The organism is Streptomyces sp. NPDC090994 (assembly GCF_044768905.1).
Classification (GTDB): domain Bacteria; phylum Actinomycetota; class Actinomycetes; order Streptomycetales; family Streptomycetaceae; genus Streptomyces.
This window is the reverse complement of sequence record NZ_JBIVWS010000006.1, coordinates 250,877-277,693: the sequence shown is the minus strand read 5'-3', so window position 1 is coordinate 277,693 and position 26,817 is coordinate 250,877. Positions and strand designations below refer to the sequence as shown.

At 69.9% G+C, this 26,817-nt stretch carries 25 protein-coding genes, 1 tRNA gene and 3 pseudogenes; 13 read left to right on the top strand and 16 right to left on the bottom strand.

Features of this window, described 5'->3' with window-relative positions; translation table 11 throughout:
• Positions 1 to 3: 3 nt before the first annotated feature.
• From ACIQR3_RS16305 to ACIQR3_RS16280, 6 genes are all read right to left on the bottom strand, one after another.
• A complete protein-coding gene (locus tag ACIQR3_RS16305; protein WP_403538953.1) occupies positions 4 to 1,242 on the bottom strand; it encodes an HTTM domain-containing protein in 1,239 nt (412 codons plus the stop codon).
• On the bottom strand, positions 1,239 to 1,982 hold the full coding sequence (locus ACIQR3_RS16300) for a DUF5819 family protein (protein ID WP_403538950.1): 744 nt from the start codon (positions 1,980 to 1,982) through the stop codon (positions 1,239 to 1,241). Before ACIQR3_RS16300 ends, ACIQR3_RS16305 begins: the two co-directional genes overlap by 4 nt.
• A gap of 271 nt (positions 1,983 to 2,253) precedes the next feature.
• The gene (locus ACIQR3_RS16295) at positions 2,254 to 2,583 is read right to left on the bottom strand and encodes a rhodanese-like domain-containing protein (RefSeq protein WP_215170458.1); all 330 of its coding nucleotides are present in this window, start codon (positions 2,581 to 2,583) and stop codon (positions 2,254 to 2,256) included.
• A gap of 14 nt (positions 2,584 to 2,597) precedes the next feature.
• On the bottom strand, positions 2,598 to 3,440 hold the full coding sequence (locus ACIQR3_RS16290) for a hypothetical protein (protein ID WP_403538947.1): 843 nt from the start codon (positions 3,438 to 3,440) through the stop codon (positions 2,598 to 2,600).
• A gap of 68 nt (positions 3,441 to 3,508) precedes the next feature.
• On the bottom strand, positions 3,509 to 4,975 hold the full coding sequence (locus ACIQR3_RS16285) for a DUF2252 domain-containing protein (protein ID WP_403538945.1): 1,467 nt from the start codon (positions 4,973 to 4,975) through the stop codon (positions 3,509 to 3,511).
• A gap of 226 nt (positions 4,976 to 5,201) precedes the next feature.
• Positions 5,202 to 5,288, bottom strand: a tRNA-Leu gene (locus tag ACIQR3_RS16280).
• A 526-nt stretch (positions 5,289 to 5,814) separates the two neighbouring features.
• Here ACIQR3_RS16280 and ACIQR3_RS16275 point away from each other — a divergent pair.
• The 6 genes from ACIQR3_RS16275 to pknB all read left to right on the top strand — a co-directional run bounded on the left by ACIQR3_RS16275 (position 5,815) and on the right by pknB (position 14,014).
• Positions 5,815 to 6,684: an FhaA domain-containing protein gene (locus ACIQR3_RS16275; protein WP_403538942.1), complete on the top strand. Its 870-nt coding sequence runs from the start codon at positions 5,815 to 5,817 to the stop codon at positions 6,682 to 6,684.
• A 10-nt stretch (positions 6,685 to 6,694) separates the two neighbouring features.
• A complete protein-coding gene (locus ACIQR3_RS16270) occupies positions 6,695 to 7,207 on the top strand; it encodes an FHA domain-containing protein (protein WP_215170362.1) in 513 nt (170 codons plus the stop codon).
• 141 nt (positions 7,208 to 7,348) lie between these two features.
• Positions 7,349 to 8,887: a Stp1/IreP family PP2C-type Ser/Thr phosphatase gene (locus tag ACIQR3_RS16265; protein WP_403539282.1), complete on the top strand. Its 1,539-nt coding sequence runs from the start codon at positions 7,349 to 7,351 to the stop codon at positions 8,885 to 8,887.
• Between the two features lie 27 nt (positions 8,888 to 8,914).
• Positions 8,915 to 10,348, top strand: a complete 1,434-nt coding sequence (locus ACIQR3_RS16260; protein WP_403538938.1) for an FtsW/RodA/SpoVE family cell cycle protein — start codon at positions 8,915 to 8,917, stop codon at positions 10,346 to 10,348.
• A complete protein-coding gene (locus ACIQR3_RS16255; RefSeq protein ID WP_403538935.1) occupies positions 10,345 to 11,817 on the top strand; it encodes a peptidoglycan D,D-transpeptidase FtsI family protein in 1,473 nt (490 codons plus the stop codon). The genes ACIQR3_RS16260 and ACIQR3_RS16255 overlap by 4 nt, the downstream gene beginning before the upstream one ends.
• A gap of 190 nt (positions 11,818 to 12,007) precedes the next feature.
• On the top strand, positions 12,008 to 14,014 hold the full coding sequence (gene pknB / locus ACIQR3_RS16250; protein ID WP_403538931.1) for a Stk1 family PASTA domain-containing Ser/Thr kinase: 2,007 nt from the start codon (positions 12,008 to 12,010) through the stop codon (positions 14,012 to 14,014).
• A gap of 72 nt (positions 14,015 to 14,086) precedes the next feature.
• Here pknB and ACIQR3_RS16245 read toward each other — a convergent pair whose 3' ends face one another.
• From ACIQR3_RS16245 to ACIQR3_RS16225, 5 genes are all read right to left on the bottom strand, one after another.
• A complete protein-coding gene (locus ACIQR3_RS16245; RefSeq protein ID WP_403538928.1) occupies positions 14,087 to 14,842 on the bottom strand; it encodes a class E sortase in 756 nt (251 codons plus the stop codon).
• 13 nt (positions 14,843 to 14,855) lie between these two features.
• Positions 14,856 to 16,004, bottom strand: a complete 1,149-nt coding sequence (locus tag ACIQR3_RS16240; protein WP_403538927.1) for a class E sortase — start codon at positions 16,002 to 16,004, stop codon at positions 14,856 to 14,858.
• Entirely contained in the window at positions 16,001 to 16,639 is a 639-nt protein-coding gene (locus ACIQR3_RS16235; protein WP_215170374.1) for an aminodeoxychorismate/anthranilate synthase component II, read from the bottom strand. The genes ACIQR3_RS16240 and ACIQR3_RS16235 overlap by 4 nt, the downstream gene beginning before the upstream one ends.
• Positions 16,636 to 16,797: a hypothetical protein gene (locus ACIQR3_RS16230; protein ID WP_019324742.1), complete on the bottom strand. Its 162-nt coding sequence runs from the start codon at positions 16,795 to 16,797 to the stop codon at positions 16,636 to 16,638. Before ACIQR3_RS16230 ends, ACIQR3_RS16235 begins: the two co-directional genes overlap by 4 nt.
• A 96-nt stretch (positions 16,798 to 16,893) precedes the next feature.
• Positions 16,894 to 17,673, bottom strand: coding sequence for a DUF881 domain-containing protein (locus ACIQR3_RS16225; RefSeq protein WP_403538924.1), 780 nt, complete (start codon positions 17,671 to 17,673; stop codon positions 16,894 to 16,896).
• Positions 17,674 to 17,774: 101 nt separating this feature from the next.
• Between ACIQR3_RS16225 and crgA the strand changes: the two genes are divergently transcribed.
• Complete coding sequence (crgA, locus tag ACIQR3_RS16220; protein WP_215170380.1) at positions 17,775 to 18,029, top strand: cell division protein CrgA; 255 nt, start codon at positions 17,775 to 17,777, stop codon at positions 18,027 to 18,029.
• 256 nt (positions 18,030 to 18,285) lie between these two features.
• On the opposite strand, the gene ACIQR3_RS16215 is transcribed toward crgA, so the two are convergent.
• Both ACIQR3_RS16215 and ACIQR3_RS16210 read right to left on the bottom strand, forming a co-directional pair.
• Positions 18,286 to 19,179, bottom strand: a complete 894-nt coding sequence (locus ACIQR3_RS16215; RefSeq protein WP_403538921.1) for a rhomboid family intramembrane serine protease — start codon at positions 19,177 to 19,179, stop codon at positions 18,286 to 18,288.
• Positions 19,180 to 19,330: 151 nt separating this feature from the next.
• Entirely contained in the window at positions 19,331 to 19,864 is a 534-nt protein-coding gene (locus ACIQR3_RS16210; protein WP_403538919.1) for a peptidylprolyl isomerase, read from the bottom strand.
• Positions 19,865 to 20,261: 397 nt separating this feature from the next.
• On the opposite strand from ACIQR3_RS16210, the gene ACIQR3_RS16205 reads away from it, so the two are divergent.
• The gene (locus ACIQR3_RS16205) at positions 20,262 to 20,960 is read left to right on the top strand and encodes a DUF5324 family protein (protein ID WP_403538917.1); all 699 of its coding nucleotides are present in this window, start codon (positions 20,262 to 20,264) and stop codon (positions 20,958 to 20,960) included.
• 99 nt (positions 20,961 to 21,059) lie between these two features.
• Here the strand turns inward: ACIQR3_RS16205 and ACIQR3_RS16200 are convergent, their stop codons facing one another.
• Both ACIQR3_RS16200 and ACIQR3_RS16195 read right to left on the bottom strand, forming a co-directional pair.
• The gene (locus ACIQR3_RS16200) at positions 21,060 to 21,836 is read right to left on the bottom strand and encodes an isoprenyl transferase (RefSeq protein ID WP_215170387.1); all 777 of its coding nucleotides are present in this window, start codon (positions 21,834 to 21,836) and stop codon (positions 21,060 to 21,062) included.
• 370 nt (positions 21,837 to 22,206) lie between these two features.
• Entirely contained in the window at positions 22,207 to 22,473 is a 267-nt protein-coding gene (locus tag ACIQR3_RS16195) for a hypothetical protein (protein ID WP_403538914.1), read from the bottom strand.
• A 771-nt stretch (positions 22,474 to 23,244) separates the two neighbouring features.
• On the opposite strand from ACIQR3_RS16195, the pseudogene ACIQR3_RS16190 reads away from it, so the two are divergent.
• From ACIQR3_RS16190 to ACIQR3_RS16175, 4 genes and pseudogenes are all read left to right on the top strand, one after another.
• Positions 23,245 to 24,210 (top strand): annotated as a pseudogene (locus ACIQR3_RS16190) (NAD(P)-dependent oxidoreductase); the annotation flags it as partial.
• A pseudogene (locus tag ACIQR3_RS16185) lies at positions 24,191 to 24,424 on the top strand (SidA/IucD/PvdA family monooxygenase); the annotation flags it as partial. The pseudogenes ACIQR3_RS16190 and ACIQR3_RS16185, both read left to right, overlap by 20 nt.
• 159 nt (positions 24,425 to 24,583) lie before the next feature.
• Positions 24,584 to 24,763, top strand: a pseudogene (locus ACIQR3_RS16180) (transposase); the annotation flags it as partial.
• Between the two features lie 14 nt (positions 24,764 to 24,777).
• Positions 24,778 to 24,951, top strand: a complete 174-nt coding sequence (locus tag ACIQR3_RS16175) for a hypothetical protein (RefSeq protein ID WP_403539297.1) — start codon at positions 24,778 to 24,780, stop codon at positions 24,949 to 24,951.
• A 42-nt stretch (positions 24,952 to 24,993) separates the two neighbouring features.
• Here ACIQR3_RS16175 and ACIQR3_RS16170 read toward each other — a convergent pair whose 3' ends face one another.
• Entirely contained in the window at positions 24,994 to 26,034 is a 1,041-nt protein-coding gene (locus tag ACIQR3_RS16170; RefSeq protein WP_403538911.1) for a LuxR C-terminal-related transcriptional regulator, read from the bottom strand.
• Positions 26,035 to 26,176: 142 nt separating this feature from the next.
• Here ACIQR3_RS16170 and ACIQR3_RS16165 point away from each other — a divergent pair, with 142 nt between their 5' ends.
• Complete coding sequence (locus ACIQR3_RS16165) at positions 26,177 to 26,803, top strand: LysE family translocator (RefSeq protein ID WP_403538908.1); 627 nt, start codon at positions 26,177 to 26,179, stop codon at positions 26,801 to 26,803.
• Positions 26,804 to 26,817: the final 14 nt, after the last annotated feature.

Sequence of the window (26,817 nt, the reverse complement as noted above, 5' to 3'; positions counted from 1 at the left end):
AGCCTACGTGCCCACGCGCGTCGGTCCGGCGTCCTCCGGAACGCGCTGGGCCGGCACCACCGCGCTCCCGCCCCGGCGCCGCACCAGCCGCCCGAGCCGCGTCCGCCCCCGCACCCGCCCCCGCGTCCGCGCCGCCGCCCCGCCCAGCCGCCGCAGGAACGCCGTCGGCAGGAACACCGCGTCGGTCACGATCATCGCCAGGGAGAAGAACGGCAGCCCGAGCACCACGGCGATCACCGCGTGCTCAACCATCATGGCGGCCAGCAGCACGTTCTTGACCCGCCGGTTGAACAGCGTGAACGGGAACGCGACCTGCACGATGACCGTTCCGTAGGTGATGAGCATCACCAGGGTGCCGCTGGCCGCCAGCGGGCCGGCGAGCTGCGGCCAGGGCGAGAAGTACTCCAGTTGCAGGGGGTAGTAGACGGCGGTGCCGTCCTGCCAGCGCGAGCCCTGCACCTTGTACCAGCCGGCGGTCGCGTAGATCAGACACGCCTCCGCCATGATCACCAGAAGCGCCCCGTTGTGCACGATGTTGGCGATCACGTCGAGCAGGATGCGCGGCTCACCGCCGGTCGCCCACCGCCCCACGGCCCACCACAGCGCCTGGCCCAGCCACACACCCCACAGCAGCGCCGGCACCAGCCACTCGGCACCGCCGAACCGGCCCGCCGGCGTCACCACGGCCAGCACCAGCCCGAGCCCGGCCCACAGCACCACCCCGGTCCGGTCCGCGGCCCGCTCCCCGCGCGCCCGCGCCTGTGCCACCCGCCGCGCCCGGCGCGCGTCCAGCGACCACACCTGCCCGCAGCGCGTGAAGACGAGGTAGACGCTCATCAGGTGCAGCACGTTGTCGCCGCCGTCACCGACGAAGACGCTGCGGTTCTGCAGCGACAGCACCCCGGCCATGAACAGCACCGACACGGTCCGGGTCCGCCATCCCAGCACCAGCAGGACGCTCGCCAGCACCGACAGCCCGTAGACCGCCTCGAACCACAGCCGGCCGTCGGACCACATCAGCGCCGTGAACGCGCCGTTGTCCGCGGTCAGCTGCCGGGCGAGGCCCCAGCTCCACGGCCCGTCGGGCCCGTACAGCTCATGGCGGTGCGGGAGCTCCCGCAGCAGGAACAGCAGCCAGGTGGCGCCGAACCCGATCCGGATCACCGCCGTCTGGTACGGGCCGAGGGCGGCCTCGGTGACCCGGGCGATGCCCCGGGAGACCGCCAGGGCGACGCGGTTCACGCCACGCCCCCTTCCGCCTCGCGGCGGGGCACCGGCCACCAGGGCAGTTCACGCCGCTCGGCCCGGTCGGATACCCGCTCGCCGCTCCAGTCCGGCGGCGGCACCGCGCGGGTCAGCGAGCGGTACTGCACCAGGTCCAGGACCTCGCCCGGCCGGGCCGCACCCGCCCGGTCCAGGCGCAGCACGGCGATGCGCCGCAGATACGTCTCGGACAGCGCCCCGCGCAGCCCCACCGGGCGGTCGTCGGAGTCATGGGTGGCGACGTAGAAGTCCCAGGCGCGGCGCAGCTCGTTCTGCTGGGTGTGGCTCGGCAGCGGGTTGCCGTCGATGGCCCGGCCGTCCGCCGCGGACAGGTCGTACCAGCCGGTGGTGCGGACCCCGCCGTCCGCCGTGCTCAGCTCGGCGCGGACCTGGACGGAGATGTTCTGCTGGAGCGGATTGGGCGCGAACAGCTTCCAGTTCTGCTCGAACTCCGGGTAGATCCACTCCTCGATCACCTCGCCGTGCTGCTTGGTGACCGTGTTGGACGGGGCGACGTGCAGGAACGTCATGCCGAGGTGGACCGAGACCACGGCGGCGACGACCGCCAGCGCGAGGGCCGCGCCGACCTGGTAGCGCGGCGAGAGCCCGGCGACCCCGGTACGGACGGCGTCCCCGGTACGGACAGCGTCCCCGGTACGGACAGCGTCGCCGTCGGCCGGTCCGTGCCGGGCATCGGGCCCCGTGTCGTACGCGTCCATCCAGCCCCCGCTCCCGCATCCGGCGTCCGTCGTCGCGCGCCCCTCTCGGCGGGACGCGCACGCGAACGGTACTCAGCGGGAAGCGCACCCCGCAGCCGTACGGACCCGGAAGCCCAACGGAAGCCGAACCGGAAGCCGACCCGCACCCGCCCCGGAACGAACCCGGAAACCACCCGCACCCGCCCCGGAACCAACCCGGAAACCACCCGCACCCGCCCCGGAACCAACCCGGAAGCCGACCCTCACCCACCCCGGAGCAGGACGGCCGCCCTCAGATCACGTGCCCCGGCTCGCCCGAGTCCGTCACCACCGGACGGCCCGCCGCGGCCCACACCTGCATGCCGCCGTCGACGTTCACCGCGTCGATGCCCTGCTGCGCCAGATACATGGTGACCTGCGCCGACCGCCCGCCGGACCGGCAGATCACATGGACCCGCCCGCCCTCGGGCGCCGCCTCGGCCAGCTCCCCGTACCGGGCGACGAACTCGCTGATCGGGATGTGCAGTGCCCCTTCGGCGTGACCCGCCCGCCACTCGTCGTCCTCGCGGACGTCCAGCAGGAAGTCGTCGTCCTTCAGGTCCGTGACCTCGACCGTGGGCACACCAGCTCCGAAACTCATGCTCCGACGCTACCGGAACCCGCGTCCGGCGCGGCCTGCCCCAGCAGCGCGGCCAGCTCCGCCTCCCGCTCGGCCACCTGCGCGGTCAGCTGCTCGGCGATCTCCTCCAGCAGCTTGTCGGGATCGTCCGGGGCCAGCCGCAGCATCCCGCCGATCGCGCTCTGCTCCAGCTCGTTCGCGACCCGCGTGAGCAGTTCCTTGCGCTCGGCCAGCCACTCCAGCCGGGCGTACAGCTCCTCGGCGGGACTCGGACCCCGCTCCTCCTTCGGCCCCGCGTCCCACTCCTCGGCCAGCCGCCGCAGCTCGGCCGCGTCACCGCGGGCGTAGGCGGCGTTGACCCGGGTGATGAACTCCTCGCGCCGGGCCCGCTCGCCCTCCTCCTGCGCCAGGTCGGGGTGGGCCCGGCGGGCCAGCTCGCGGTAGAGCTTGCGGGCCTCCTCGCTGGGCCGCACCCGCTGCGGGGGCCGTACCTCCTGCCCGGTGAGCATCGCCGTGGCCTCCGGGAACAGCCCGTCCCCGTCCATCCAGCCGTGCAGCAGTTCCTCGACCCCCGGCAGCGGCATCAGCCGGGCCCGCGCCTCGTGGGCGAGCCGCTGGTCCTCCGCGTCACCGCTGCGCGCGGCCTTCGCCTCCAGGATCCGCGCCTCCAGCTCGTCGAGGCGGGCGTAGACCGGGCCGAGCCGCTGGTGGTGCAGCCGGGAGAAGTTGTCGACCTCCACCCGGAAGGTCTCCACCGCGATCTCGTACTCGATGAGCGCCTGCTCGGCGGCCCGTACGGCCTTCTCCAGCCGTTCCTCGGGCCGCGCGGCACCGCTTTGCTCAGCTTCCGGGGTCGTCACACGCCCACCCTAGGCCCTGCCCCGGCCGGGCGGGGTCCGCCCCCGCGCCCGGCCACCCGGCACGGCTCTCACACCCCCGGCTCGGCGGCGACCCGTCCCGCCCGCACCGCCGCCACCAGCTCCGCGTGGTCGGCCTCCGTGCGGTCGGCGTAGGCGACGGCGAACGCGGCCACCGCCTCGTCCAGCTCCTCGTTCTTGCCGCAGTACCCGGCCACCCGGCGCGGGTCGGCGCTGTGCGCGTGGGCGCGGGCCAGCAGCGCGCCGGTCATCCGCGCGTAGTCGTCGACCTGGTCGGCGGCGAGCGCGGTCGCGTCCACGCTGCCCTTGCGGTTGCGGAACTGCCGTACCTGGAACGGCCGTCCGTCCACCGTCGTCCAGCCCAGCAGGATGTCGCTGACGACCTGCATCCGCTTCTGCCCCAGCACCACCCGCCGCCCCTCGTGGACCGCTTTGGGCACCTCGAAGCCGGCCGCCGCCAGATGCGGCACCAGCGCGGAGGGCCGGGCCTCCTTGACCTGGAGCACCAGCGGCTCGCCCCGGTGGTCGAGGAGCAGCACCACGTACGACCGGGTCCCGACGCTGCCCGTGCCGACCACCCGGAACGCCACGTCGTGCACCGCGTACCGGGCCAGCAGCGGAAGCCGGTCCTCCGGCAGCGTCGTCAGGTACTCCTCCAGCGCCGCCGCCACCATCGCCGCCTCCGCGTCCGGCACCCGCCGCAGCACCGGCGGGGCGTCCACGAACCGCCGCCCGCCGTCCTCGGTCGCCTCGGTCGACCGGGCCGCGAACCTCCCGCTGGTGTTGTGCCGCGCCTTCTCCGCGACCCGCTCCAGCGTGCCCAGCAGATCGTGGGCGTCGGTGTGGGAGACCAGCGCCTCGTCGGCGATGGCGTTCCAGGCGTCCAGCACGGGCAGCCGGGCCAGCAGCCGCATCGTGCGCCGGTACGCGCCCGCCGCGTCCCACGCGGCCCGCCGGCAGGTGTCCTCGTCGGCCCCGGTCTCCCGCCCCGCCAGCACCAGCGACGCCGCCAGCCGCTTCAGGTCCCACTCCCAGGGTCCGTGGACCGTCTCGTCGAAGTCGTTCAGGTCGATGACCAGCCCGCCCCGGGCGTCGCCGTACAGGCCGAAGTTGGCCGCGTGCGCGTCTCCGCAGATCTGCGCCAGGATCCGGGTCATCGGCGTCCGCGCCAGGTCGTGGGCCATCAGACCGGCCGCGCCGCGCAGGAACGCGAAGGGGGTGGCCGCCATGCGCCCCACCCGTATCGGGGTCAGTTCCGGTATGCGGCCCCGGCTGGACTCCTCGACCGCGCGCACCGCGTCGGGCCGCCCGGCGTCCAGGTCGAGCGTCGCGTGCGCGGACCGCGGCACGATCCGCCGCAGCGCCTTCCCCTCGGCCTTCGCGGCACCGCCCCAGTCACCGGCCCCGCCCCCGCTCCCGGCCCCGCTCTCGGCCCGGGAACCACCCCCGGAGCACCGGGCGAACCCCGGCACGACCGGTATCCGCCCCCCATCCGTCCCGGCCGACAGCCCGGTCATCCGGTCGCCTCCCTCGCCCGTACGTCGCGGCCCGTACGCCCTGCTCCGGCGCACGCCCGCGCACCGCCCGCACACCGCCGGCGACGCGCCTCGAAGCTACCCCCCGCCCCGCCCGGCCGGCGCCCGCGCACTGAGACCTTCCTCACAGCGGCACGGACACACGGAGAACGCACGGGAACGCACAACGCGGAAGCCCCGTAGGTCCGAGACCTACGGGGCTTCCGTCTGGTGCGCGAGGGGGGAGTTGAACCCCCACGCCCTTGCGGGCACTGGAACCTGAATCCAGCGCGTCTGCCTATTCCGCCACCCGCGCATTGGGTGTGTCCTCCGGCTCCTTGCCCCGTTTCCCGCGGCCCGGCGCCTTCCGACATGCAGAACATTAGCACGCTGGCCGGGGTGGATTCACATCCCTTTCCCGGCCCCCGTCGCCACCCCCGGGGCACGTCCCGGCGGGAAGCCGTTCACGTATCAACCTCGTACCGGTCCGGCCCGTCCCCCTGTGCGCGGGCCGGGTCCACAGCCCGGTGCGGGACACTGGTCGTCGAGCGGCTCTACGATCCTGGGCAGGAGTACGCGCGACAGCGCGTCCCGCGGCGTTCGAAGAGGAGCTCCAGCGGGAACTCCGAGAGGCAGTCGACACCCTTCGACCGGGCCGCAAGGGGGAACCAGCCGATCGACCCGCGCGTGGATACGATCAGTAAGCAGTACCAGGTAGGCAGTACGCAGGTAAGCGGTACGCGAGCAGGCAGTACGCCGGCAGGCAGTACGCAGGACAGCAGTACGCAAGGCAGCAGTACGCAGGGCAGTGAACAGGACGGCAGCGACGGAGGAGGTGCCCCATGGGAGTCCTGAAGAAGTTCGAGCAGCGTCTCGAAGGTCTGGTCAACGGCACCTTCGCGAAGGTCTTCAAGTCCGAGGTACAGCCCGTGGAGATCGCGGGCGCGCTGCAGCGCGAGTGCGACAACAACGCGACCATCTGGAACCGCGACCGCACGGTCGTCCCCAATGACTTCATCGTGGAGCTGAGCACGCCCGACTTCGAGCGCCTCAGCCCCTACTCCGGACAGCTCGGCGACGAACTGGCCGGAATGGTGCGCGACTACGCCAAGCAGCAGCGCTACACCTTCATGGGACCGATCAAGGTCAACCTGGAGAAGGCGGACGACCTCGACACCGGCCTGTACCGGGTCCGCAGCCGCACCCTCGCCTCCTCCACCTCGCAGGCCCCGGCCTCGCCCGCGGCACCCCCCGCGCCCCCGGCCGGCCGCCCCGGCGGCTACGGCTACCCGCCCGCCGCGGCACCCGCCCCGGCCCCGCCGATGCCGGCCGCGCCGCCGCCCGGCGCCCGCGGCGGCTACGGCTACCCGCCGCCCGCGAGCGCCCCCCGGCCACCGGCCGCACCGGCGCCCGCCCCCGCACCCGGCGGACGCACCCGCCACTGGATCGAGATCAACGGTGCCCGGCATCAGATCTCCCGCGCGACGCTCGTGCTGGGCCGCAGCACCGAGGCCGATGTGCGGATCGACGACCCCGGCGTGAGCCGGCGGCACTGCGAGATCCGGACCGGAACGCCCTCGGTGATCCAGGATCTCGGCTCCACCAACGGCATCGTGGTGGACGGGCAGCACACCACCCGCGCTACGCTCCGCGACGGTTCGCGGATCGTCGTGGGCAGTACCACCGTTATCTACAGGCAAGCCGAAGGGTGATCCGGGGGCAATGTCAGAGCTGACCCTCACGGTCATGCGGCTGGGTTTTCTCGCCGTACTGTGGCTGTTCGTGATCGTGGCCGTGCAGGTCATCCGCAGCGACCTGTTCGGTACGCGCGTCACCCAGCGCGGGTCGCGCCGGGACGCCGGGCGGGACCGGCAGCAGGCCGCACGACAGGCGCCCGCACCGCAGCGCCAGCAGCCGAGCGGCGGCCGCGGCCGCCGCAACGCTCCCACCAAACTGGTGGTGACCGAGGGCACCCTCGCGGGCACCACCGTGGCCCTCCAGGGCCAGACCATCACACTCGGCCGGGCACACGACTCGACGATCGTGCTGGACGACGACTACGCCTCCAGCCGCCATGCCAGGATCTACCCGGACCGCGACGGCCAGTGGATCGTCGAGGACCTCGGCTCCACCAACGGCACGTACCTGGACAGGTCCCGGCTGACGACGCCCACGCCCATCGCACCGGGCGCGCCGATCCGCATCGGCAAGACCGTCATCGAGCTGCGGAAGTAGTGCTACACCAATGAATGAGCGCGAGCGGAGCGAGCACGCGGCGGCGGCCGGCACCCCGGGCCCCGGCGCGCTCCCGACCGGAGGGTGGGCAGTGTGGCTCGACACGACCGGCTGTACCCGGAGCCGACGGGCGAGGTGCGCATGAGTCTGTCACTGCGCTTCGCCGCCGGATCGCACAAGGGCATGATCCGGGAGGGCAACGAGGACTCCGGTTACGCCGGTCCGCGCCTGCTCGCCATCGCCGACGGCATGGGCGGCCAGGCCGCCGGCGAGGTCGCCTCCTCCGAGGTGATCTCCACCATCGTCGCCCTCGACGACGACGTGCCCGGCTCCGACATCCTCACCTCGCTCGGCACCGCCGTGCAGCGCGCCAACGACCAGCTGCGGCAGATGGTCGAGGAGGACCCCAGCCTCGAAGGCATGGGCACCACGCTGACCGCCCTGCTGTGGACGGGCCAGCGGCTCGGCATGGTGCACGTCGGCGACTCCCGCGCCTACCTGCTGCGGGACGGCGTACTGACCCAGATCACCCAGGACCACACCTGGGTGCAGCGCCTCGTCGACGAGGGCCGCATCACCGAGGAGGAGGCCGGGACGCACCCCCAGCGCTCCCTGCTGATGCGCGCGCTGGGCAGCGGCGACCACGTCGAACCCGACCTGTCCATCCGCGAGGTGCGGGCCGGCGACCGCTACCTGATCTGCTCCGACGGGCTCTCCGGCGTCGTCTCCCACCAGACGATGGAGGACACCCTCGCCAGCTACCAGGGCCCCCAGGAGACCGTGCAGGAGCTGATCCAGCTCGCCCTGCGCGGCGGCGGCCCCGACAACATCACCGTGATCATCGCCGACGTCCTCGACCTGGACACCGGCGACACCCTCTCCGGGCAGCTCTCCGACACCCCGGTCGTGGTCGGCGCCGTCGCCGAGAACCAGGCGCAGTTCGGCGACAACGGCATCATGCAGACCCCGGCGGGACGGGCCTCCGGGCTCGGCCGCCGAGGAGCCGGGGGCGGCGGCGAGTTCGGCCCGCCCGGCAGCGGCGACACCACCGGCTACATCTCCGCCGACGGCCTCGACTACGGCGACGACGACTTCACCAAGCCGCGCAAGAGCCGCCGCTGGCTGAAGAGATCCTTCTACTCCGTCCTCGCCCTCGCCGTCATCGGCGGCGGACTCTACGGCGGCTACCGCTGGACCCAGACCCAGTACTACGTGGGCACCAACGACGACCACGTCGCCCTCTACCGGGGCATCAGCCAGGACCTGGCCTGGGTGTCGCTGTCGAAGGTGGAGAAGGACCACCCCGAGATCGAACTCAAGTACCTGCCGCCGTACCAGCTGAAGTCGGTCGAGGAGACCATCGCCGAGGGCGACCTCAGCGACGCCCGGCGGAAGATCGACGAACTGGCCGTACAGGCCTCCGCCTGCCAGAAGCAGGCCGAACGGCGCACCACGCAGAACGAGAGCAACGCGAAGACGGGCGAGGGCGAGGCCGGGGGCACCGGAACCGACCCTGTCTCCCTCACGTCCAAGGCGAGCCCGACGCCCACCGCGTCGGCCTCGTCCGGGGCCGCCGAGACGCCCGATCCGTCCCCGTCCACCACCGCACCCACCCCCGATGCCGGCCCCACCCTCTCGGAGGAAGAGCAGAAGGTCGTCTCGCGGTGCGGTGAGCAGTAGGCAAGCCGTGAGAGGCCCTGTCACACGATGAGCAGTACTTCCAACTCGCCGACGCACCACACGTCCACGATCGGCGCCATCGGAGCGCCGAGCCGGCGCAACACCGAGCTGGCGCTGCTGGTCTTCGCCGTGGTCATCCCGGTCTTCGCCTACGCCAACGTGGGCCTCGCCATCAACGACGAGGTCCCCGCCGGGCTGCTGAGCTACGGCCTGGGCCTCGGTCTGCTGGCCGCCGTGGGCCACCTCGTGGTGCGCAAGTTCGCCCCGTACGCGGACCCCCTGCTGCTGCCCCTGGCCACGCTCCTCAACGGCCTGGGACTCGTCGCCATCTGGCGCCTGGACCAGTCCGACCTGCTCCAGTCCATCGAGCAGGCCGGCACCGCCGCGCCCCGGCAGCTGATGTACACCGCGATGGGCATCGCCCTCTTCCTCGCGGTCCTGATCTTCCTCAAGGACCACCGCGTCCTGCAGCGCTACACCTACATCTCCATGGTCGGCGCGCTGATCCTGCTGCTGCTGCCGCTGGTGCCGGGCCTCGGCCAGAACATCTACGGCGCCAAGATCTGGATCAAGGTCGGCAGCTTCTCCATCCAGCCCGGTGAGTTCGCCAAGATCGTCCTGGCGATCTTCTTCGCCGGCTACCTGATGGTGAAGCGCGACGCCCTCGCCCTGGCCAGCCGCCGCTTCATGGGCCTCTACCTGCCCCGCGGCCGCGACCTCGGCCCGATCCTGGTCGTCTGGATCGTCTCGATCCTCATCCTGGTCTTCGAGACCGACCTCGGTACGTCGCTGCTGTTCTTCGGCATGTTCGTGATCATGCTGTACGTCGCCACCGAGCGGACCAGCTGGATCGTCTTCGGTCTGCTGATGTCCGCGGTCGGCGCCGTCGGCGTGGCCAGCTTCGAGCCCCACATCCAGCAGCGCGTGGACGCCTGGCTCGACCCGATGCGCGAGTACACGCTCTCCCAGCAGGGCGTCGTCGGCCACTCCGAGCAGGCGATGCAGGCGCTGTGGGCGTTCGGCTCCGGCGGCACCCTGGGCACCGGCTGGGGCCAGGGCCACTCCGAGCTGATCCGGTTCGCCGCCAACTCCGACTTCATCCTCGCCACCTTCGGCGAGGAACTGGGCCTGGCCGGCCTGATGGCCCTGCTCCTGCTGTACGCGCTCATCGTGGAGCGCGGCGTGCGCACCGCCCTCGCCGCCCGCGACCCCTTCGGCAAGCTGCTGGCCATCGGCCTCTCCGGCGCCTTCGCGCTCCAGGTCTTCATCGTCGCCGGCGGCGTCATGGGCCTCATCCCGCTCACCGGTATGACGATGCCGTTCCTGGCGTACGGCGGCTCCTCCGTCATCGCCAACTGGGCCCTGATCGGCGTACTGCTGCGCATCAGCGACACCGCGCGCCGTCCGGCCCCCGCCCCCGCCAACCCCGACGCCGAGATGACCCAGGTGGTCCGACCGTGAACAAGCCCCTGCGCCGCATCGCGCTCTTCTGCGGCCTCCTGGTCCTCACCCTCCTGCTCCGCGACAACTGGCTCCAGTACGTCAAGGCCGACGAGCTCAAGACCGACGACAAGAACCGCCGCGTCCTCATCGAGCGGTACGCCTCCCCGCGCGGCGACATCATCGTCGACGGCAAGGCCATCACCGGGCACGCCACCACCGAGGGCGACTTCGAGTACAAGCGCACGTACAAGAACGGCGCCATGTGGGCGCCGGTCACCGGCTTCGTCTCCCAGGCGTACGGCGCCACCCAGCTCGAAGCGATCAACGACGGCATCCTCACCGGCAACGACGACCGCCTCTTCTTCCGTAACACCCTGGACATGATCACGGGGAAGAAGAAGGAGGGCGGCAACGTCGTCACCACCCTCAGCTCCGCCGCGCAGAAGGCCGCGTACGACGGTCTGAAGGCGCAGGGCGGCAAGGGCGCGGTCGTCGCCATCGAGCCGTCCACCGGCAAGATCCTGGCGCTGGCCTCCTACCCGTCGTACGACCCCTCGTCGTTCGCCGGCGGCAGCGACGCCGACGCCAAGGCGTGGAAGTCGCTGCTGAAGGAGAACAACGAGGACGACCCGACGCTGAACCGGGCCCTGCGCGAGGTCTACCCGCCCGGCTCCACCTTCAAGGTCCTCACCGCCGCGGCGGCCCTGGAGAACGGCCTCTACGAGAGCGCCGACGAAAAGACCGAATCGCCACTGCCCTGGACCATGCCGGGCACCACGACGCCGCTGCCCAACGAGGGCGACCTCCCCTGCAAGAACGCCAGCCTGCGCGAGGCGCTGAAGGTCTCCTGCAACACCGTCTTCGGCAAGATCGGCTCCGATCTCGGCAACGAGAAGATGCTGGAGATGGCCAAGAAGTTCGGCTTCACCGAGGAGCAGTTCGTCCCGGTCCGCTCCAGCGCCTCGGTCTTCTCCGACGACATGGAGCCCTCGCAGGTGGCGCTCTCCTCCATCGGCCAGTTCAACACCGCCGCGACCCCGCTGCAGATGGCCATGGTGACCTCGGCGATCGCCAACAACGGCACGCTGATGCAGCCGTACATGGTCGACGAGCTGCAGGCCCCCAACCTCGACACCATCGAGAAGACCGACCCGAAGGAGATGAGCAAGCCGCTGTCCGCGGACAACGCCCAGATCCTCCAGTCGATCATGGAGACGGTCGTCAAGGACGGTACGGGAACCAACGCGCAGATCGACGGCGTCACCGTCGGTGGCAAGACCGGTACCGCCCAGCACGGTGTCGACAACAGCGAGAATCCGTACGCGTGGTTCATCTCCTACGCCAAGCAGAGCGACGGCAGCTCGCCGGTGGCCGTCGCCGTGGTGGTCGAGGACGAGAACGCCAACCGTGACGACATCTCCGGCGGCGGCCTCGCGGCGCCGATCGCGAAGAACGTCATGAAGGCCGTCATCGACAGCAAGAAGTGACCACCGGCTGAACGGGACGTGACTCCTGTCACGTCCCCTTCACATCGGTGCACGTTGCGATACCGGTCGTGTATCGGCTACCGGGCTTGGCCAGGTCGCACAGAGCGAGCCGGGTACGGTAGGCCGGACGGCAGCCTCCGACCGTACAAGCATGCCGGTCGGGACCGACGGAGAGGGCTGGTAGGTAGCTATGGAAGAGCCGCGTCGCCTAGGCGGCCGGTACGAGCTGGGCCCGGTGCTCGGCCGTGGTGGCATGGCGGAGGTATACCACGCGCATGACACCCGGCTCGGTCGCCAGGTGGCGGTGAAGACGCTCCGCGCCGACATGGCACGCGACCCGTCCTTCCAGGCCCGGTTCCGCCGGGAGGCCCAGTCGGCCGCCTCGCTCAACCATCCCGCGATCGTGGCGGTCTACGACACGGGCGAGGACTACATCGACGGGGTCTCCATCCCGTACATCGTCATGGAGTACGTCGACGGCTCCACCCTGCGCGAACTGCTCCACAGCGGCCGCAAGCTGCTGCCGGAGCGGACGCTGGAGATGACCATCGGCATCCTCCAGGCCCTGGAGTACTCGCACCGCGCCGGCATCGTCCACCGCGACATCAAGCCGGCCAACGTCATGCTCACGCGCAACGGCCAGGTCAAGGTCATGGACTTCGGCATCGCCCGGGCCATGGGCGACGCGGGCATGACCATGACGCAGACCGCCGCCGTCATCGGCACCGCCCAGTACCTCTCCCCGGAGCAGGCCAAGGGCGAGCAGGTCGACGCCCGCTCCGACCTGTACTCCACCGGCTGCCTCCTCTACGAGCTGCTGACCGTCCGGCCGCCGTTCGTCGGCGACTCCCCGGTCGCGGTCGCCTACCAGCACGTACGGGAGGAGCCGCAGCCGCCCAGCGTCTTCGACCCCGAGATCACGCCCGAGATGGACGCGATCGTGCTGAAGGCGCTGACCAAGGACCCGGACTACCGGTACCAGTCGGCCGACGAGATGCGCATGGACATCGAGGCCTGCCTCGACGGCCAGCCCGTCGCCGCCACGGCCGCGATGGGCGCCGTCGGCTACGGCGGCTACCCCGACGACCAGCCGACCACGGCCCTGCGCGCCGACTCCGGCGCCGGCGCCACCTCGATGCTGCCGCCGATGAACCCGGACGACGGCGGCTACGGCTACGACGAGCAGCGCCCCGACCGGCGCCGCCAGCCGCAGCGCAAGTCCAACACCTCCACGATCGTGCTGGTCGTCGCGGGCATCCTGGTCCTGATCGGCGCCATTCTGATCGGCCGGGAGATCTTCAGCAGCGGCGGCTCCGACGACGGCACGATCAGCACACCGAACTTCGTCGGCCAGACCAAGGCGGAGGCCAAGCAGCAGGCCGTCAACGCCGACCTGAAGGTGGCCTTCACCGAGGACTCCTGCGAGAAGGAGGCCAAGGGCAAGATCTGCTCCCAGGACCCGGAGAGCGGCACCGACGTCGACAAGGACACGACCATCAACCTGGTGGTCTCCACCGGCGCCCCCAAGGTCGAGGTCCCCGACGTCGAGGGGCAGAGCTACTCGGACGCGGAGGCGGCGCTGAAGGAGGCGGGCTTCGAGGTCGAGCAGAAGACCGAGGAGTCCACCGAGACGCCGGACACGGTCATCTCCCAGGACCCCGCGGGCGGCACCTCGAAGGCGAAGGGCTCCACCGTCACCCTGACCGTGGCCAAGGAGACGGCCCAGGTGACCGTGCCCGACATCACGGGCAAGACGCCGGACGAGGCGAAGTCCATCCTGGAGGCCAAGGGCCTGGTCCTCGGCAGCCAGACCACCGAGGAGTCCAGCGCCCAGGAAGAGGGCAAGATCTTCGAGCAGAGCCTCGCCCCGGGCACCGACGTCGACCGCGGCAGCACCGTCACGGTGAAGATCGCCAAGGCCCCGGCCGAGGAGACCTCGTTCGCGATGCCGAAGGTGACCGGCATGACGGTCGCCGAGGCCAAGAACGTCCTGTCCCAGGCCGGTCTCCAGCTCTCCGGCATCGCCGGCTCGCAGGAGGACGACGCCACCGTCGTCGCGAGCAACCCGACCGAGAACACCCAGGTCAAGAAGGGCGACAGCGTCAGCCTGGTCGCCACTCCGGCGACCGACGGCGACAACGGGAACGGCAACGGGAACGGCGACAACAGCAACTGGTGGGACAGCTTCGGCGACTGACGCCCGCCACCACGGCAAGAGCCCCGGTCCTGCTCGTTCGACGAGGACCGGGGCTCTTGCCGTGGCCGCCGCTCAGCGCAGTTCCTTCGGCACCGTCCGCTCGCTGTCCACCTTCTCCGTGCGCACCAGCTCGCCCCACACGATGTACCGGTAGCGGCTCGTGTAGACCGGCGTGCACGTCGTCAGCGTGATGTAGTGCCCGGCCTTCTTCTTGCCGGACTCCTTCGGGATCTTCCCGAGGACGTCGACGTTGTACTTCGAGGTCTCCGGGAGGATGCCGTAGACCTTGTAGACGTACCAGGTGTCCTTCGTCTCGAAGACGATCGGGTCACCCTTCTCGATCTTGTCGATGCCGTGGAACTTGGCGCCGTGCCCGTCCCGGTGCGCGGCCAGCGAGAAGTTGCCCTTCTTGCCGGTCGTGGGCAGCTCCGCCTCGACCGGGTCGGTGTAGTAGCCGGCGACCCCGTCGTTCAGGATCTTCATCGAGGTGCCCTTCTCGACGAGGATCTCGCCCTTGCTCATCGTCGGGACGTGCAGGAAGCCGATGCCGGCCTTGGTGTCCAGCGCCCCGGGGCCGCCTGGACCGCCGCCGTCCTGCGCCCAGGTGTCCCGGACCTTGTCGCCCTGCTTGTCGGCCTCACGGTCCGCCATGACGTTCGTCCACCACAGGGAGTAGACGACGAACAGGCCCATCACCAGGCCCGCGGTGATGAGGAGTTCACCGAAGACACTGACGGCCAGCGCGATCCGGCCGCGCGGGCGCGGCGCGGGCTCCGCACGGGGCGTCCCGGTGTGCTCTTCGTGATCGGTGTCGGTGGTCGCTGCCACTGGTCATCTGCCCTTAATCGACGAGTGCGTCCGGCTTGCCCTTGCTGCGCGGCCGTTCCTCGACCATCTTGCCCCACACGATCATCCGGTACTTGCTGGTGAACTCCGGCGTGCACGTGGTGAGTGTGATGTAGCGGCCGGGCCCCGTGAACCCCGACTGCTGCGGGACCGGGTCCAGCACACTGGTGTTGCTCGGCGACGTCACCGGCAGGATCGACGCCATCTTGTAGACGAAGTACTCGTCCTGCGTCTCCACGACGATCGGGTCGCCCGGCTGGAGCTTGTTGATGTACCGGAACGGCTCGCCGTGCGTGTTGCGATGCCCCGCGAGCCCGAAGTTGCCGGTCTTGGCGTCCGGCAACGCCGTCTTCAGCGCGCCCTCGGCGTAGTGCCCCACCATGCCCCGGTCGAGCACCTTCTCGTTGCTGATGCCCTCGGCGATCGGCACCACGACGTCCAGCTTCGGGATGTGCAGCAGCGCGAAGCCCTGACCGGGCTCGAAAGTCCCCGGGTTGCGCTTGCCGTCGGCCCAGTCGTCCTGGAGGCTGCTCGCCGCCTTGTCCGCCTGCGCCTGTGCCCGCACGTTCGTCCACCACAGCTGGTAGGTGACGAACAGCAGCATCAACACACCGGTGGTGATGAACAGTTCGCCGATCGCCCGGCTGGCGACCGTCGCCGCGCTCGGCTTGCTCGCCCGGGCGAGCCGCCGCGCCTCGACCCGTGTGAGGGGCGCTCTCGGACCCTCGTCGCCCTGCGGCGCCGTCGGGCCCGCGGGCGGCGTGGCGGTGCCGGACGCCCTGCGGGAGGCCCCACGGCCGCCCTGACGCCGTTTGGCGGCCTTCCTGCGGGCCGCCCGGCCGCCCGGGGCGGGCGCGGAGGCATTTCGTACGGCGCTCGTCCGCGCCGCCGGGTCCACGACCCGCAGCGCCACCGTCTCGTCGTCGTACCGGCCGCCGCCCCCGAGCGCGCCCTGGTCCCCGTACGGCTCCTGCCCGTACGAGGTCCCCGCCGGGCCGGCGGCACCGTGCGCCGGGGCGTCACCGTGCGCCGGGGCGTCACCGTGCGCCGGGGCGTCACCGTGCGCCGGGGCGTCCGCGAACGCCCCCCCGGACAGCCCGGCCGCCTCGGCGCCGGGCTCCCGCTCGGGGCGCAGCGCGGTCACGCCGTGGCCCTGCCCACCACCGGGGCGAGCCCCGCGGACCTCGCCACCGCGCCTTCGTCGCCGCACTCCGCCAGCCAGTTGGCCAGCATCAGGTGTCCGTGCTCGGTCAGCACCGACTCGGGGTGGAACTGCACGCCCTCGACGGGCAGTTCCCGGTGCCGCAGCCCCATCACGATCCCGTCGGGCGTGCGGGCGGTCACCTCCAGCTCGGCCGGCACCGTGCCCGGCTCGGCGGCCAGGGAGTGGTAGCGGGTCGCCGTGAAGGGCGAGGGGAGGCCGGCGAAGACGCCCTTGCCCCCGTGCTCGACCGGCGAGGTCTTGCCGTGCAGCAGCTCCGGCGCCCGGTCCACCACGCCGCCGTACGCCACCTGCATCGACTGCATGCCGAGGCAGACGCCGAAGACGGGGACGCCGGTGGCCGCGCAGTGCCGGACCATGTCCACGCAGACGCCCGCCTGCTCGGGCGCGCCCGGCCCCGGGGACAGGAGCACGCCGTCGAAGCCGTCCTGGGCGTGCGCCGTGGACACCTCGTCGTTGCGCAGCACCTCGCACTCGGCGCCCAGCTGGTACAGGTACTGGACCAGGTTGAAGACGAAGCTGTCGTAGTTGTCGACGACGAGAATCCGCGCACTCACTGGTTGTCCACCGTCACATCGTTGAAGGGAAGCAGCGGCTCGGCCCACGGGAAGACGTACTGGAACAGGACGTAGACCACGGCCACGACGAGCACGAGCGAGAGCAGCGCCTTCACCCATGCGTTCCCCGGCAGATGCCGCCAGATCCAGCCGTACATGCCGTCCCTTCCGTCGCACCACGGCACCAGAATCACGCCGTACGCCACCAGACTAACGGCGCGACGCCTCCGGTTTCCCGGCCTCGGCGGGGCCGGTCACTCCACGGGCTCGGCGTAGTGCAGGTCCACCGCTCCCGAGTAGCCGGGCAGCGTGACCGCGCCGTCCTCCTCGACCTGCCAGCCGAGTCCGTAGACGTTGACGTACACCATGTAGTTCTGGATCGCCGGGGACGCCGACAGCGCCTCCTTCAGCTTCTCCGGGTCACCGACCGCCGTGACCTTGTACGGCGGTGAGTAGACGCGGCCCTGGAGGATCAGCGTGTTGCCCACGCAGCGCACGGCGCTGGTGGATATCAGCCGCTGGTCCATGACCTTGATGCCCTCGGCGCCGCCCTGCCACAGCGCGTTCACCACGGCCTGCAGGTCCTGCTGGTGGATCACCAGGTAGTCGGGCTCCGGCTCGGGGTAGCCGGGCAGCTTGGCGGTGGCGTCCGGCGGGGCGTCGTCGAGGGTGACGGTGAGCGCCTCGCCCTTCAGCTCCTGCGTGCCCGCGCGCCGCTCCAGGGCGGCGAGCTTGTCGTCCTCCGCCTCGGTGCTGCCGTCGTCGCGCTCGGCGAGGGCCTCGATGTCGTCGCGCAGGGCGGCATTGGTCTCGTCCAGCGCGCCGTTGTCCCGGCTGCGCTCCTGGATGAGGTCGGAGAGCTTCAGCAGGGAGTCGTCGGTGCGGATGTTGGTGCCCTTGGCCGTGTCGAAGCTGGTGAAGAAGATCAGCCCGGCGAGCGCGAAGACGGCCGCGGTCAGGGCCCGTACGGGCCGGAAACGGCGTCGGCGGGCAGCACTGGAACCGGCCTGGGGGGAGTCGGCAGAATTGCTCAACGTACCCTTATCTCCTTCGGCGCCACGGAAGCACTACGCTAACGGACGCCCGGACCCAGTTCCCTGCGCGGCCACGCAGCGCATCGACAGGAGAGACCCTCGTGCCGAAGTCACGTATCCGCAAGAAGGCAGATTTCACGCCGCCGCCGGCGAAGCAGTCGACGAGCATCAAGCTGAACAGCCGTGCCTGGGTCGCCCCCGTCATGCTGGCCATGTTCCTCATCGGCCTCGCCTGGATCGTGGTGTTCTACGTGACCGACGGCTCGCTGCCGGTCGAGAGCCTGGGCAACTGGAACATCGTGGTGGGCTTCGGCTTCATCGCCGCCGGGTTCGGCGTCTCCACGCAGTGGAAGTAGCGCCCACCCGCTGGTGAACACAGCTCTGCCCACGGTTATCCACTGAGTTATCCACAGCCCTTGTCCACACGCTGGGGAAAAGAAACGACGATCTGTGGATAACTCACCGGACGTTGACGCCGGTACGACAGGCATACCGGTAACCGAAAACACGTTCGCCCCCGGCTGACCTGCGGAAACGCGGGTCGGTGACAGGGGGCGCACGCGTTCCCACGCCCTGTGCACAAGATGCGGCACCGATGTGGACAACCGGCGCTCAGGTGAGCTGGCCGGTCCTCACCAGGGCCAGCGCGAGAGTGATCATCAACACCAGCGCACAGGTCCCGTACTGGACGAGCGCCCGCCGCTCCCGCGGGGCGTGGACCATGCCGTAGCCGATCACGACACCGGCGACGAGGCCGCCGACGTGGGCCTGCCAGGCGATGTTGAAACCCGGGCTGAAGGTGAAGATCAGGTTGATCGCCAGCAGGGCGATGACCGGCCGCATGTCGTACCGCAGCCTGCGCATCAGCACGGCGGTGGCGCCGAAGAGGCCGAAGACGGCACCGGAGGCGCCGAGCGAGGGCTGGTTGGGCGCGGCGATCAGGTAGGTGAGGGCGCTGCCGGCCAGTCCGGACAGGACGTAGAGCGCGAGGTAGCGGGCCCGGCCGAGCGCCTGTTCCAGGGGGCCGCCGATCCACCAGAGGCTGAGCATGTTGAAGATGATGTGGACGGTGCTGCCGTGCAGGAAAGTCGCGGTGAGCAGGCGGTACCACTGACCGCCGGCGACGCCCTCGACGGAGCCGAGCAGCGGTACGTAGGCCTGGCCGATGAGTTCGAACCGCGCGGTGAAGCGGTCGCCGGCGGCGAGCTGGACCAGGTAGAACGCGACGTTGAGGCCGACCAGGATCTTGGTGAGCAGCCGGGGGTCGGCCACCACGGTGCCGCCCGCCAGGGTGCGGGGCCGGCTCGCGGCGGGGGCGTGGCCGGTGCCGGAACCGCCGCGGACGCAGTCGGGGCACTGGAACCCGACGGAGGCGTCGATCATGCACTCCGGGCAGACCGGGCGTTCGCAGCGGGTGCAGCGGACACCGGTGGCGCGGTCCGGGTGGCGGTAGCAGGTCGGCGGGGTCCCGGCGTCCTGTGGCGTGCCTCCCGCTGCCTGGTCCATGAGGTGTCCCCTTGTCCCCTCGATCGTCGTGTGCTCGATCGTCGTGTGCTCGATCGTCGTGTGCAATGCACCCGCCCCGCCCATCCCTACGGATGAGCGGGGCGTTCGGTTCCCGTGGCGGCCGGCCGCGGCCGGTGCCGGCCGGGGTGGATCAGCCCTCGCGGGTCTCCACGACGACCGTCTCGATGACGACGTCCTTGACCGGACGGTCGGTGCGCGGGTTGGTCTGCGTGGTGGCGATGGCGTCCACGACCTTCTGGCTGGCCTCGTCGGTGACCTCACCGAAGATGGTGTGCTTGCGGTTCAGCCACGTCGTCGGGGCGACGGTGATGAAGAACTGCGAGCCGTTGGTGCCCGGACCGGCGTTGGCCATGGCCAGCAGGTAGGGCTTGTCGAAGGCGAGGTCCGGGTGGAACTCGTCCTCGAACTGGTAACCGGGACCGCCGGTGCCGTTGCCCAGCGGGTCACCGCCCTGGAGCATGAACCCGCTGATCACCCGGTGGAAGACCGTCCCGTCGTAGAGCTTGTCCGTGGACTTCTGGCCGGTGGCCGGATGGGTCCACTCGCGCTCGCCCTTGGCCAGCTCGACGAAGTTCTTCACCGTCTTGGGGGCGTGGTTCGGCAGGAGCCGGACGTTGATGTCCCCGTGGTTGGTCTTCAGGGTGGCGTAAAGCTGCTCAGCCACGATCTGCCTTCCGTTGTCTTCCTTGTGACTCCCCGATCCTCGCACGGACCGCCGCGCACGTCGCCCAGCGGCCGATCGTTGTCCCTCTTCAGCGCGTGTCGCTTGCGGAAATCCGGCCGAGTACTCCCGAGCCGGGGGCGCTGCGTGCCGATCCGTGGCATTGTCGACGACAAGCTCCCGTTGCCCCGTATTCACCCGCTATACCAGTCGATCATCCAGTTGATCACCCAGCTGATCACCGAGTCGATCACCGAGTCGATCACCCATTGATCGCCTTTCGATACGACTCGTCATGACCCGGATGCCCGCCCTCGCATGCCTGACGGTGTGCCGGCAGGCATGATCCGTAAAAGGGTGGAAAGTCGAATTACCGTACGCCACCGAGGAGGAGGAACCCGTGACCCGCATCGACAGCGTGCGCGCCGCGACCGGTTCGGCGAAGGACAGCGTGCTGCACGCCGCGGAAGTGGTGGCGCCCTACGCCGACACGGCCAAGGACAGGGCCGCGCACTACGCACACGAGGCGCGCGTACGGCTGGCGCCCAAGGTGTCCCTCGCCGCCGACCAGGCCCGGCTGCAGTACGGCGCGCATGTCGCGCCGCGTCTGGAGCAAGCCCTCTCGCACATGCCGCCCAAGGTGGACCTGGCCGCCCATGAGGCCGCCCTGCGTGCCCGTATCGCCGCCCGGCAGGCGGCCGAGTACTCCCGGCCCAAGCTGGAGCAGGCGGTGGCGGCGGCCGGTCCCGTCCGGGACGAGGCGGCGCTGCGCGGTGCCGCGGCGCTGGCGGCGCTGCGCGGTCAGGTCTCGGCCAAGGAGATCCAGAAGCTGGTCCGCAAGCGCGAGCGGCGGGCGAAGGCCGGCCGTGCCGTCCGGGTGCTGGCGGTCCTGGGTCTCGTGGCGGGCGGCGCCTTCGCCGCGTGGAAGTGGTGGGACAAGCAGGCCAACCCGGACTGGCTGGTCGAGCCGCCGGAGGCGACGGAGGTCCCGGAGCCGGGCCGGCTGTCGTCGGTGGACGGCAGCGGGGCCACCCTCGACCCCGAGGTGGAGGCCAAGCAGGCCGAGGACGAGGCCGCCAAGGGCGACGACCAGCGCTGACGCCCCGGACCGGGGCCGGACCCGACGCCGCGGGGCGGGAGAGCCCGACTCTCCCGCCCCGCGGCGTTGTTTCACGTGAAACCGTGCGCTTCCGCTCCCTCACCGTCCGTAGCGGCGCTCCCGCAAGGAGTACGAGCGCAGGGCGCGCAGGAAGTCGATCTCGCGGAAGTCCGGCCAGTACGTCTCGCAGAAGTACATCTCGGCGTACGCGGACTGCCAGAGCAGGAACCCGGAGAGCCGCTGTTCGCCGGAGGTGCGGATGATGAGGTCGGACTCGGAGCGCGCCTTGGAGTACAGGTGCTTGGAGATGTGCTCCATGGTGAAGGACTCGATGAACTCGTCGATGTCCCCGCCCTGGGCGCTGTGCTCGGTGAGGGCGGACCGGACGGCGTCGACGATCTCGCGCCGGCCGCCGTAGCCCACGGCGACGTCGACCTTGGTGCCGCCCTGGCGGCCCTGGGTGGCGGCGGTGGCGGTCTTGAGGCGGCCGGCGGACTCGGCCGGCAGCAGGTCCAGGGCCCCGACGACCTCGACGGGCCAGGGGTTGCCGGGGGCGGCCAGCCGCTCCACCACCTCGGCGATGATGTCGATGAGCGGGGTCAGCTCTTCCTCGGGCCGGTGCAGGTTGTCGTCGGAGAGCATGTAGAGGGTGACGTGCTCGATCTCGGCCGAGTCGCACCAGCGCAGGAAGTCCAGCACCTTCGCGCCGCCCGCGCGGTAGCCCTCACGCGGGTCGTTGATGCCGGACATCTTGGCCCACCGGCGGTTGCCGTCGAGCATGATGCCGATGTGCTGAGGGCGTGGGCGTCCCTCCAGCTCCCTGACGAGTCGCTTCATGTAGAGCGCGTCGAGAGCGGCCCGTACCTTCGCCCGCATGGTCTACCCCTTCCACCTCGCCGACGCGGCCGACGGCCCACGGCGGCGATGAGTCACGTGGCACCGCCCCGCAGGGGTGGGGATGCCGGTGCCTTGTGAAGTGACGATATCAAGAGCCGACACGCCCTCCTCCGCCCGAACCGTGGCTTGCCCAACCCCCTTCAAGATCATCAATTTCCGCCGCGTACAGGTGAGTTGGTGCGGGGGAGGCCCCGGTGGCGCGGTCCTGCGCACGGCCCCTCAGTCGTCCGCTCCACCGTCTTCGGAGGCGACGGGCGGGAGGTCGTGGACCACGAAGGACCCCTTGCGCGGCAGGGTCTCGATGAGTCCCCGTTCCCGCAGGTCCTGGAGCGCCCGCCGGACGGTTCGGTCAGCCCAGGTCCTGGGCCACGAGCAGCCTCGTGCCGTGCCGAACCATGTCCGTCACCTCGTCGACGACATGGCGCAGCAGCTCCTCCCCGAGGCAGAGGAAGATCCCGAACATCAAGGACAGGATGCCGCGGTTGGTGGTCTGCCCGACGTCGATCGGGTGCAGACAGACGCCCGCCCGGGGCGGCTTGCCGCGGTCCGGACGCTTGTCGGTGACGAGGTCGGGACGCAGGGCGGAGCATGAGTCTGGTTTCGGTGACCCCGGCAAGCCCACCGCCGCTCTGCTGCAGGACCGGGTGCGTGCGGGGCGCGAATGGCGCATGTGGCGCCCGGCCCGCCCTGTCTGTGTGTCCAGGCGCTCCCGGGCAGCACCGGGGATCACGGTGATGGTGAGCCGTGACACCACGGACAGCAGTTCACTCGGGTGTGGGTCACCCGAGGGGCCGGGTGGCGACTGTCGGCCAGACACGTAGTCGCAGGGCTCCGCGATGTGTACGGCCACGGCAACTGAGGGTGCCGGCGAAGCAATGGGGAAGCCACTCATGGCCTGACCAGTGAAGAAATCGGGATAGTTGGGCCCTACACCGAAAGAAGTGCGGCTGCTCGCGGCGTCGATAAAAAATCTGTTCGCCGTTGAATGCCGTCTAGTGAATATCTCCTGCACGTCAGGTCGAGGAGAGTGATTAATTGCCCCAGTATGCCCGGATCTGTACACCCGTCTCTGCATGCTGCTTGCGGTTTACGACAGGTGATCTTTCTGTTACGTGGAGTTGCGGGATGGCAACATGATGGATTGTTCGACTGCGGAAATAGTCGGTCGCATACCAAAGGAGGAGAAATGCAGCACTTTACCGTCTGCCTGATTTCCGCGCTGACGCTCGCGATTTCGGCGTCCTTGGGGAGCGCGCTCGAATCCGGACAGTCGAGTTCTGATTCGTTTGCAGCGTCCGCCGCCCCGCTGGATCTCGGCTGGGGCTAATCGCTGCTGAAAGTCACGACATACTTCGCGCCTCGCAGGAAACGAAAGGTTGTCTCGGACATGTCTTATGCCCGCCTTCCGGTTGTTCTCATCGCGGAAAATCTCAGCCCGGCGACCATCCACGCCTTGGGGCCCGACTTCGTGGTCCGGCACTGCGACGGAGCCCGTCGTGACGAACTGCTTGCCGCCGTTGCCGACGCCGACGCGCTCCTGATCCGCTCCGCGACTCAGGTGGACACCGAGGTCCTGAAGGCCGCCAAGAAGCTTCGCGTCATCGCCCGCGCGGGAGTGGGACTGGACAATGTGGACGTTCGCGAGGCCACCCGGGCCGGCGTGCTGGTGGTGAACGCCCCCGCCTCCAATGTCGTCAGCGCGGCCGAGCTGGCCGTGGGCCTGCTGATGGCCACAGCACGCAACATTGCGTCGGCCAACACCGCCCTCAAGGGCGGACAGTGGGCACGCTCGCGCTATGGCGGCGTGGAACTCAGCGGCAAGACGGTCGGCGTGGTGGGGCTGGGCCGCATCGGTTCCCTGGTCGCGGAGCGGCTACGGGCATTCGGAATGACGATCGTGGCCTACGACCCCTACGTGACGGACGAGCGCGCCGCGCAGCTCGGTGCCGAGCGGCTGGACCTCGACGAGCTGCTGCACCGCTCGGACTTCATCACGATTCACCTGCCCCGCACTCCGGACACCGTCGGCCTCATCGGTGAAGAGGCCCTGCGCAAGGTCAAGCCCAGCGTCCGCATCGTCAACGCGGCGCGTGGCGGCATCGTGGACGAGACCGCGCTGGCCTTGGCCTTGAAGGAGGGCCGGGTGGCCGGCGCCGGCCTGGACGTGTTCGAGCTCGAGCCCACCACCGAGTCTCCGCTCTTCGACTTCGACTCGGTCGTCGTCACCCCGCATCTGGGGGCCTCGACGACGGAGGCGCAGGAAAAGGCCGGAATATCGGTTGCGCAGTCGGTCCGTATGGCGTTCTCAGGTGAACCAGTTCCCGACGCGGTGAATGGAACGGTCCTTAAGGAGCGCGCCCAGTGAGCAGCGCCGAGGCGCTCGGCACCGCACTATCCACTTCGGTTCACGACATTCTCGGCTAGTCGCTCTCGGTCCTTCCGATCTCGCTCTCGCCATCGCCGTCCGGGAACACAACGAGCAGGCTCCGGACGCCGATCGCATCAGCTTCGTCTTGATGGAGAAGCAGAATAGTTTCGGATGGCACGGAGAAATGTTGATCGACAGCGCCACGATGCGGAAACCGGGGAAGATAGTACGGGTTTCTGGCCTCCCTCCACGACCAGCGGTGCCTAATCTATTTCATCAAATCACCAGAGCTTCTTTCCGAGCCGCGCGGAATTTAGACGCCATTTCACTTGGCGTGATCTTGCGGCAGTCTGGGGTGATGACTGCTGCGCTTGTCGAGCGGATGGCGCCGGAAGATCTGTGGACCGTGTTCCAGCGGGCGGTGCAGCCCGCGCCGGTTCGCCAGCAGGGCGGAGGGCATCGCCGGCGAGGGGACCGCGAGGTGCTGGCCGCGATCATCTTCGTGGCCACCTCGGGCTGTACCTGGAACCAACTGCCACTCAGCAGGAGGCCGTGCACGGGCCCCGGCGGCTGCGGATTCTCAACATGTCGCGGGTCGAGGCGGCCGACGACCTCGGCGACCACGTCGGTCTCACCGTGCGCGAGCTGTCCTCCGGCACGGTCACCACGCTCACCGCGGCCGCCGTCGTGTACGCGACCGGGCCCCGGGTGACCGGGAGCAGATGACGAGACGCGGCAGGACGGCCCGGGGGCCGGTGTCCTGCCGCGTCAATCGTTCCCGGAGCGGTCCGGGCCGTCGAAGATCCCCAGGTTCCCCCCGCACTCGCGCAGCAGATAGCCCGCGTGCACCCGGCTCTTGGCGCCGATCCGCTCCATGATCTTCGCGATGTGGCGCTGGCACGTCCGTACGGTCATCCCCATGCGCCGGGCGATGACCTTGTCCGACTCCCCCTGGACCAGGAGCCGGATGATGTCCCCCTTGGTCTTGTCGGAGACCTGGATGGCCTGCGCCCGGCCGAGATTGACCGGAAACGGGTCCGCCTGCATCCACATGAGCTCGAAGGCGGCCACCGCGAAGGAGACCACGCTGGGCTCCCGGACCACAAGTGCGGCCTTGGGATTGTCCTTCTGCTCGATCACGAGAATCTCGCCGTCGAACGCGATCATCCGCATGAAGCCTTCGCCCAGCGTGCGCACCTCTGCCCCGAGGCCGCTCACGATCTCAACGTATGCGGTGGTGCCCGGGTTGTACTGAGCAGTGTGCTGATAGAGCGTCCGCATGGAGACGCCTCGCTGGAGCATCGCCTCGGTGCGCTCCATGGCCTCGCGCAGGACCTCCTCCTTGCGTCCGCCCCCCGGCTGCGAGGTGAGCACTTCGCGCTGTGTCTCAGCGGCGAACCGGTCCAACGCCCGTCGCACGCTGGCGACATCGGGCAGTACCTCGAACAGGGGCTGACGGAGACGCCGTTCGAGAGCGCTCTCGTAGACGGGCACGAGTTCGCGGCGCAGACGGTCGGCCGCTTCCTGCGCCCTGCGCGCCTGCTGGACGACTGGGCGGATGAGGGCCTCCACCGCGGCATCGGGAGGAGCCGCCGCGTAACGCCTGTTCTCCGCGCTCACCGGCAATAGCAACCGACGTTCCACGAGGCCCCAAAAGGCTGCCGTGATGTCCTCGTCGCCTACGTCGTCGACCTTCGGCAGCTCGTCACGGCTCACATCGGCGTGTTCCACGGCAAAGGTATACAGCGCGATTTCCACCTCAGAGAGGGGAGAAAGATCTTCATTGTGCTGTATGTCCATTTTATCCATCCGTCCAAATGTGCGTTCGCCTAATAAGTATGCGTCTGGTCGATCATCGATCCGCTCTTCGATGGCAGACTGGAGGTGTCTCCACGGAAGGCACGCGGCAAAAATGCGCCGCCAGTGGAAGGCGGGGAGCGGCTTACCTGTCATGGATATTCAGAGCGCGTCATTCGTTTCCTTCCTCGCGGCGGCCGCGATTGTGTGCTTCACTCCCGGGCCGGACATGCTTTACGTCATGTCGTTCGGGGTGTCGCAGGGTCGCCGGGGTGGTGTCTCGGCGGCAGCCGGTGTCGCCGCCGGCATGTTCGCGCATGCGGTGCTCTGCGCCTTTGGTGTGTCCCTTCTCGTTTCCCGCTACCCGGTGCTTCTGTCGGGTTTCAAGGTCCTCGGGCTCTGTTATTTGATCTACCTGGGTGTCTCGATCATCCGGGACAAGTCCGATCTGGCGGTCAGTACGGCACGGGCACGTCAGAACTACGGACGCATCGCCTACCGCGCGATGCTCGTCAACCTGGCAAACCCCAAGGTGATCGTCTTCTACGTAGCCTTCCTGCCCCAGTTCACCTCGACCTCCGGCTGGCCCGTACCCGCCCAGCTCCTCACTCTAGGCGTGATCTTCGTGGCCATCGGGTTTGCTGCCGATGCAGGCGTCGGACTGGTCAGCGGGGCCCTCGCCGAACGCTTCACCAGGGACAAGAGACTGGCCCGCAAGGTCAACATCGGTTGCGGGGTCGTGATGTTCTTCCTGGCCGGCGTGCTCGCCTTCGACATCTGAGCCACCGTCTCTCC

What these genes read in the sequence shown, in the direction of transcription:
- ACIQR3_RS16270 (WP_215170362.1), top strand. Translation starts at nt 6,695, where the DNA reads ATGTCAGAGCTGACCCTCACGGTCATGCGGCTGGGTTTTCTCGCCGTA.
- ACIQR3_RS16200 (WP_215170387.1), bottom strand. Translation starts at nt 21,836, where the DNA reads ATGCGGGCGAAGGTACGGGCCGCTCTCGACGCGCTCTACATGAAGCGA.
- ACIQR3_RS16300 (WP_403538950.1), bottom strand. Translation starts at nt 1,982, where the DNA reads ATGGACGCGTACGACACGGGGCCCGATGCCCGGCACGGACCGGCCGAC.
- ACIQR3_RS16265 (WP_403539282.1), top strand. Translation starts at nt 7,349, where the DNA reads ATGAGTCTGTCACTGCGCTTCGCCGCCGGATCGCACAAGGGCATGATC.
- ACIQR3_RS16275 (WP_403538942.1), top strand. Translation starts at nt 5,815, where the DNA reads ATGGGAGTCCTGAAGAAGTTCGAGCAGCGTCTCGAAGGTCTGGTCAAC.
- ACIQR3_RS16215 (WP_403538921.1), bottom strand. Translation starts at nt 19,179, where the DNA reads ATGGACCAGGCAGCGGGAGGCACGCCACAGGACGCCGGGACCCCGCCG.
- ACIQR3_RS16230 (WP_019324742.1), bottom strand. Translation starts at nt 16,797, where the DNA reads ATGTACGGCTGGATCTGGCGGCATCTGCCGGGGAACGCATGGGTGAAG.
- ACIQR3_RS16165 (WP_403538908.1), top strand. Translation starts at nt 26,177, where the DNA reads ATGGATATTCAGAGCGCGTCATTCGTTTCCTTCCTCGCGGCGGCCGCG.
- ACIQR3_RS16285 (WP_403538945.1), bottom strand. Translation starts at nt 4,975, where the DNA reads ATGACCGGGCTGTCGGCCGGGACGGATGGGGGGCGGATACCGGTCGTG.
- ACIQR3_RS16170 (WP_403538911.1), bottom strand. Translation starts at nt 26,034, where the DNA reads ATGGATAAAATGGACATACAGCACAATGAAGATCTTTCTCCCCTCTCT.
- ACIQR3_RS16260 (WP_403538938.1), top strand. Translation starts at nt 8,915, where the DNA reads ATGAGCAGTACTTCCAACTCGCCGACGCACCACACGTCCACGATCGGC.
- pknB (WP_403538931.1), top strand. Translation starts at nt 12,008, where the DNA reads ATGGAAGAGCCGCGTCGCCTAGGCGGCCGGTACGAGCTGGGCCCGGTG.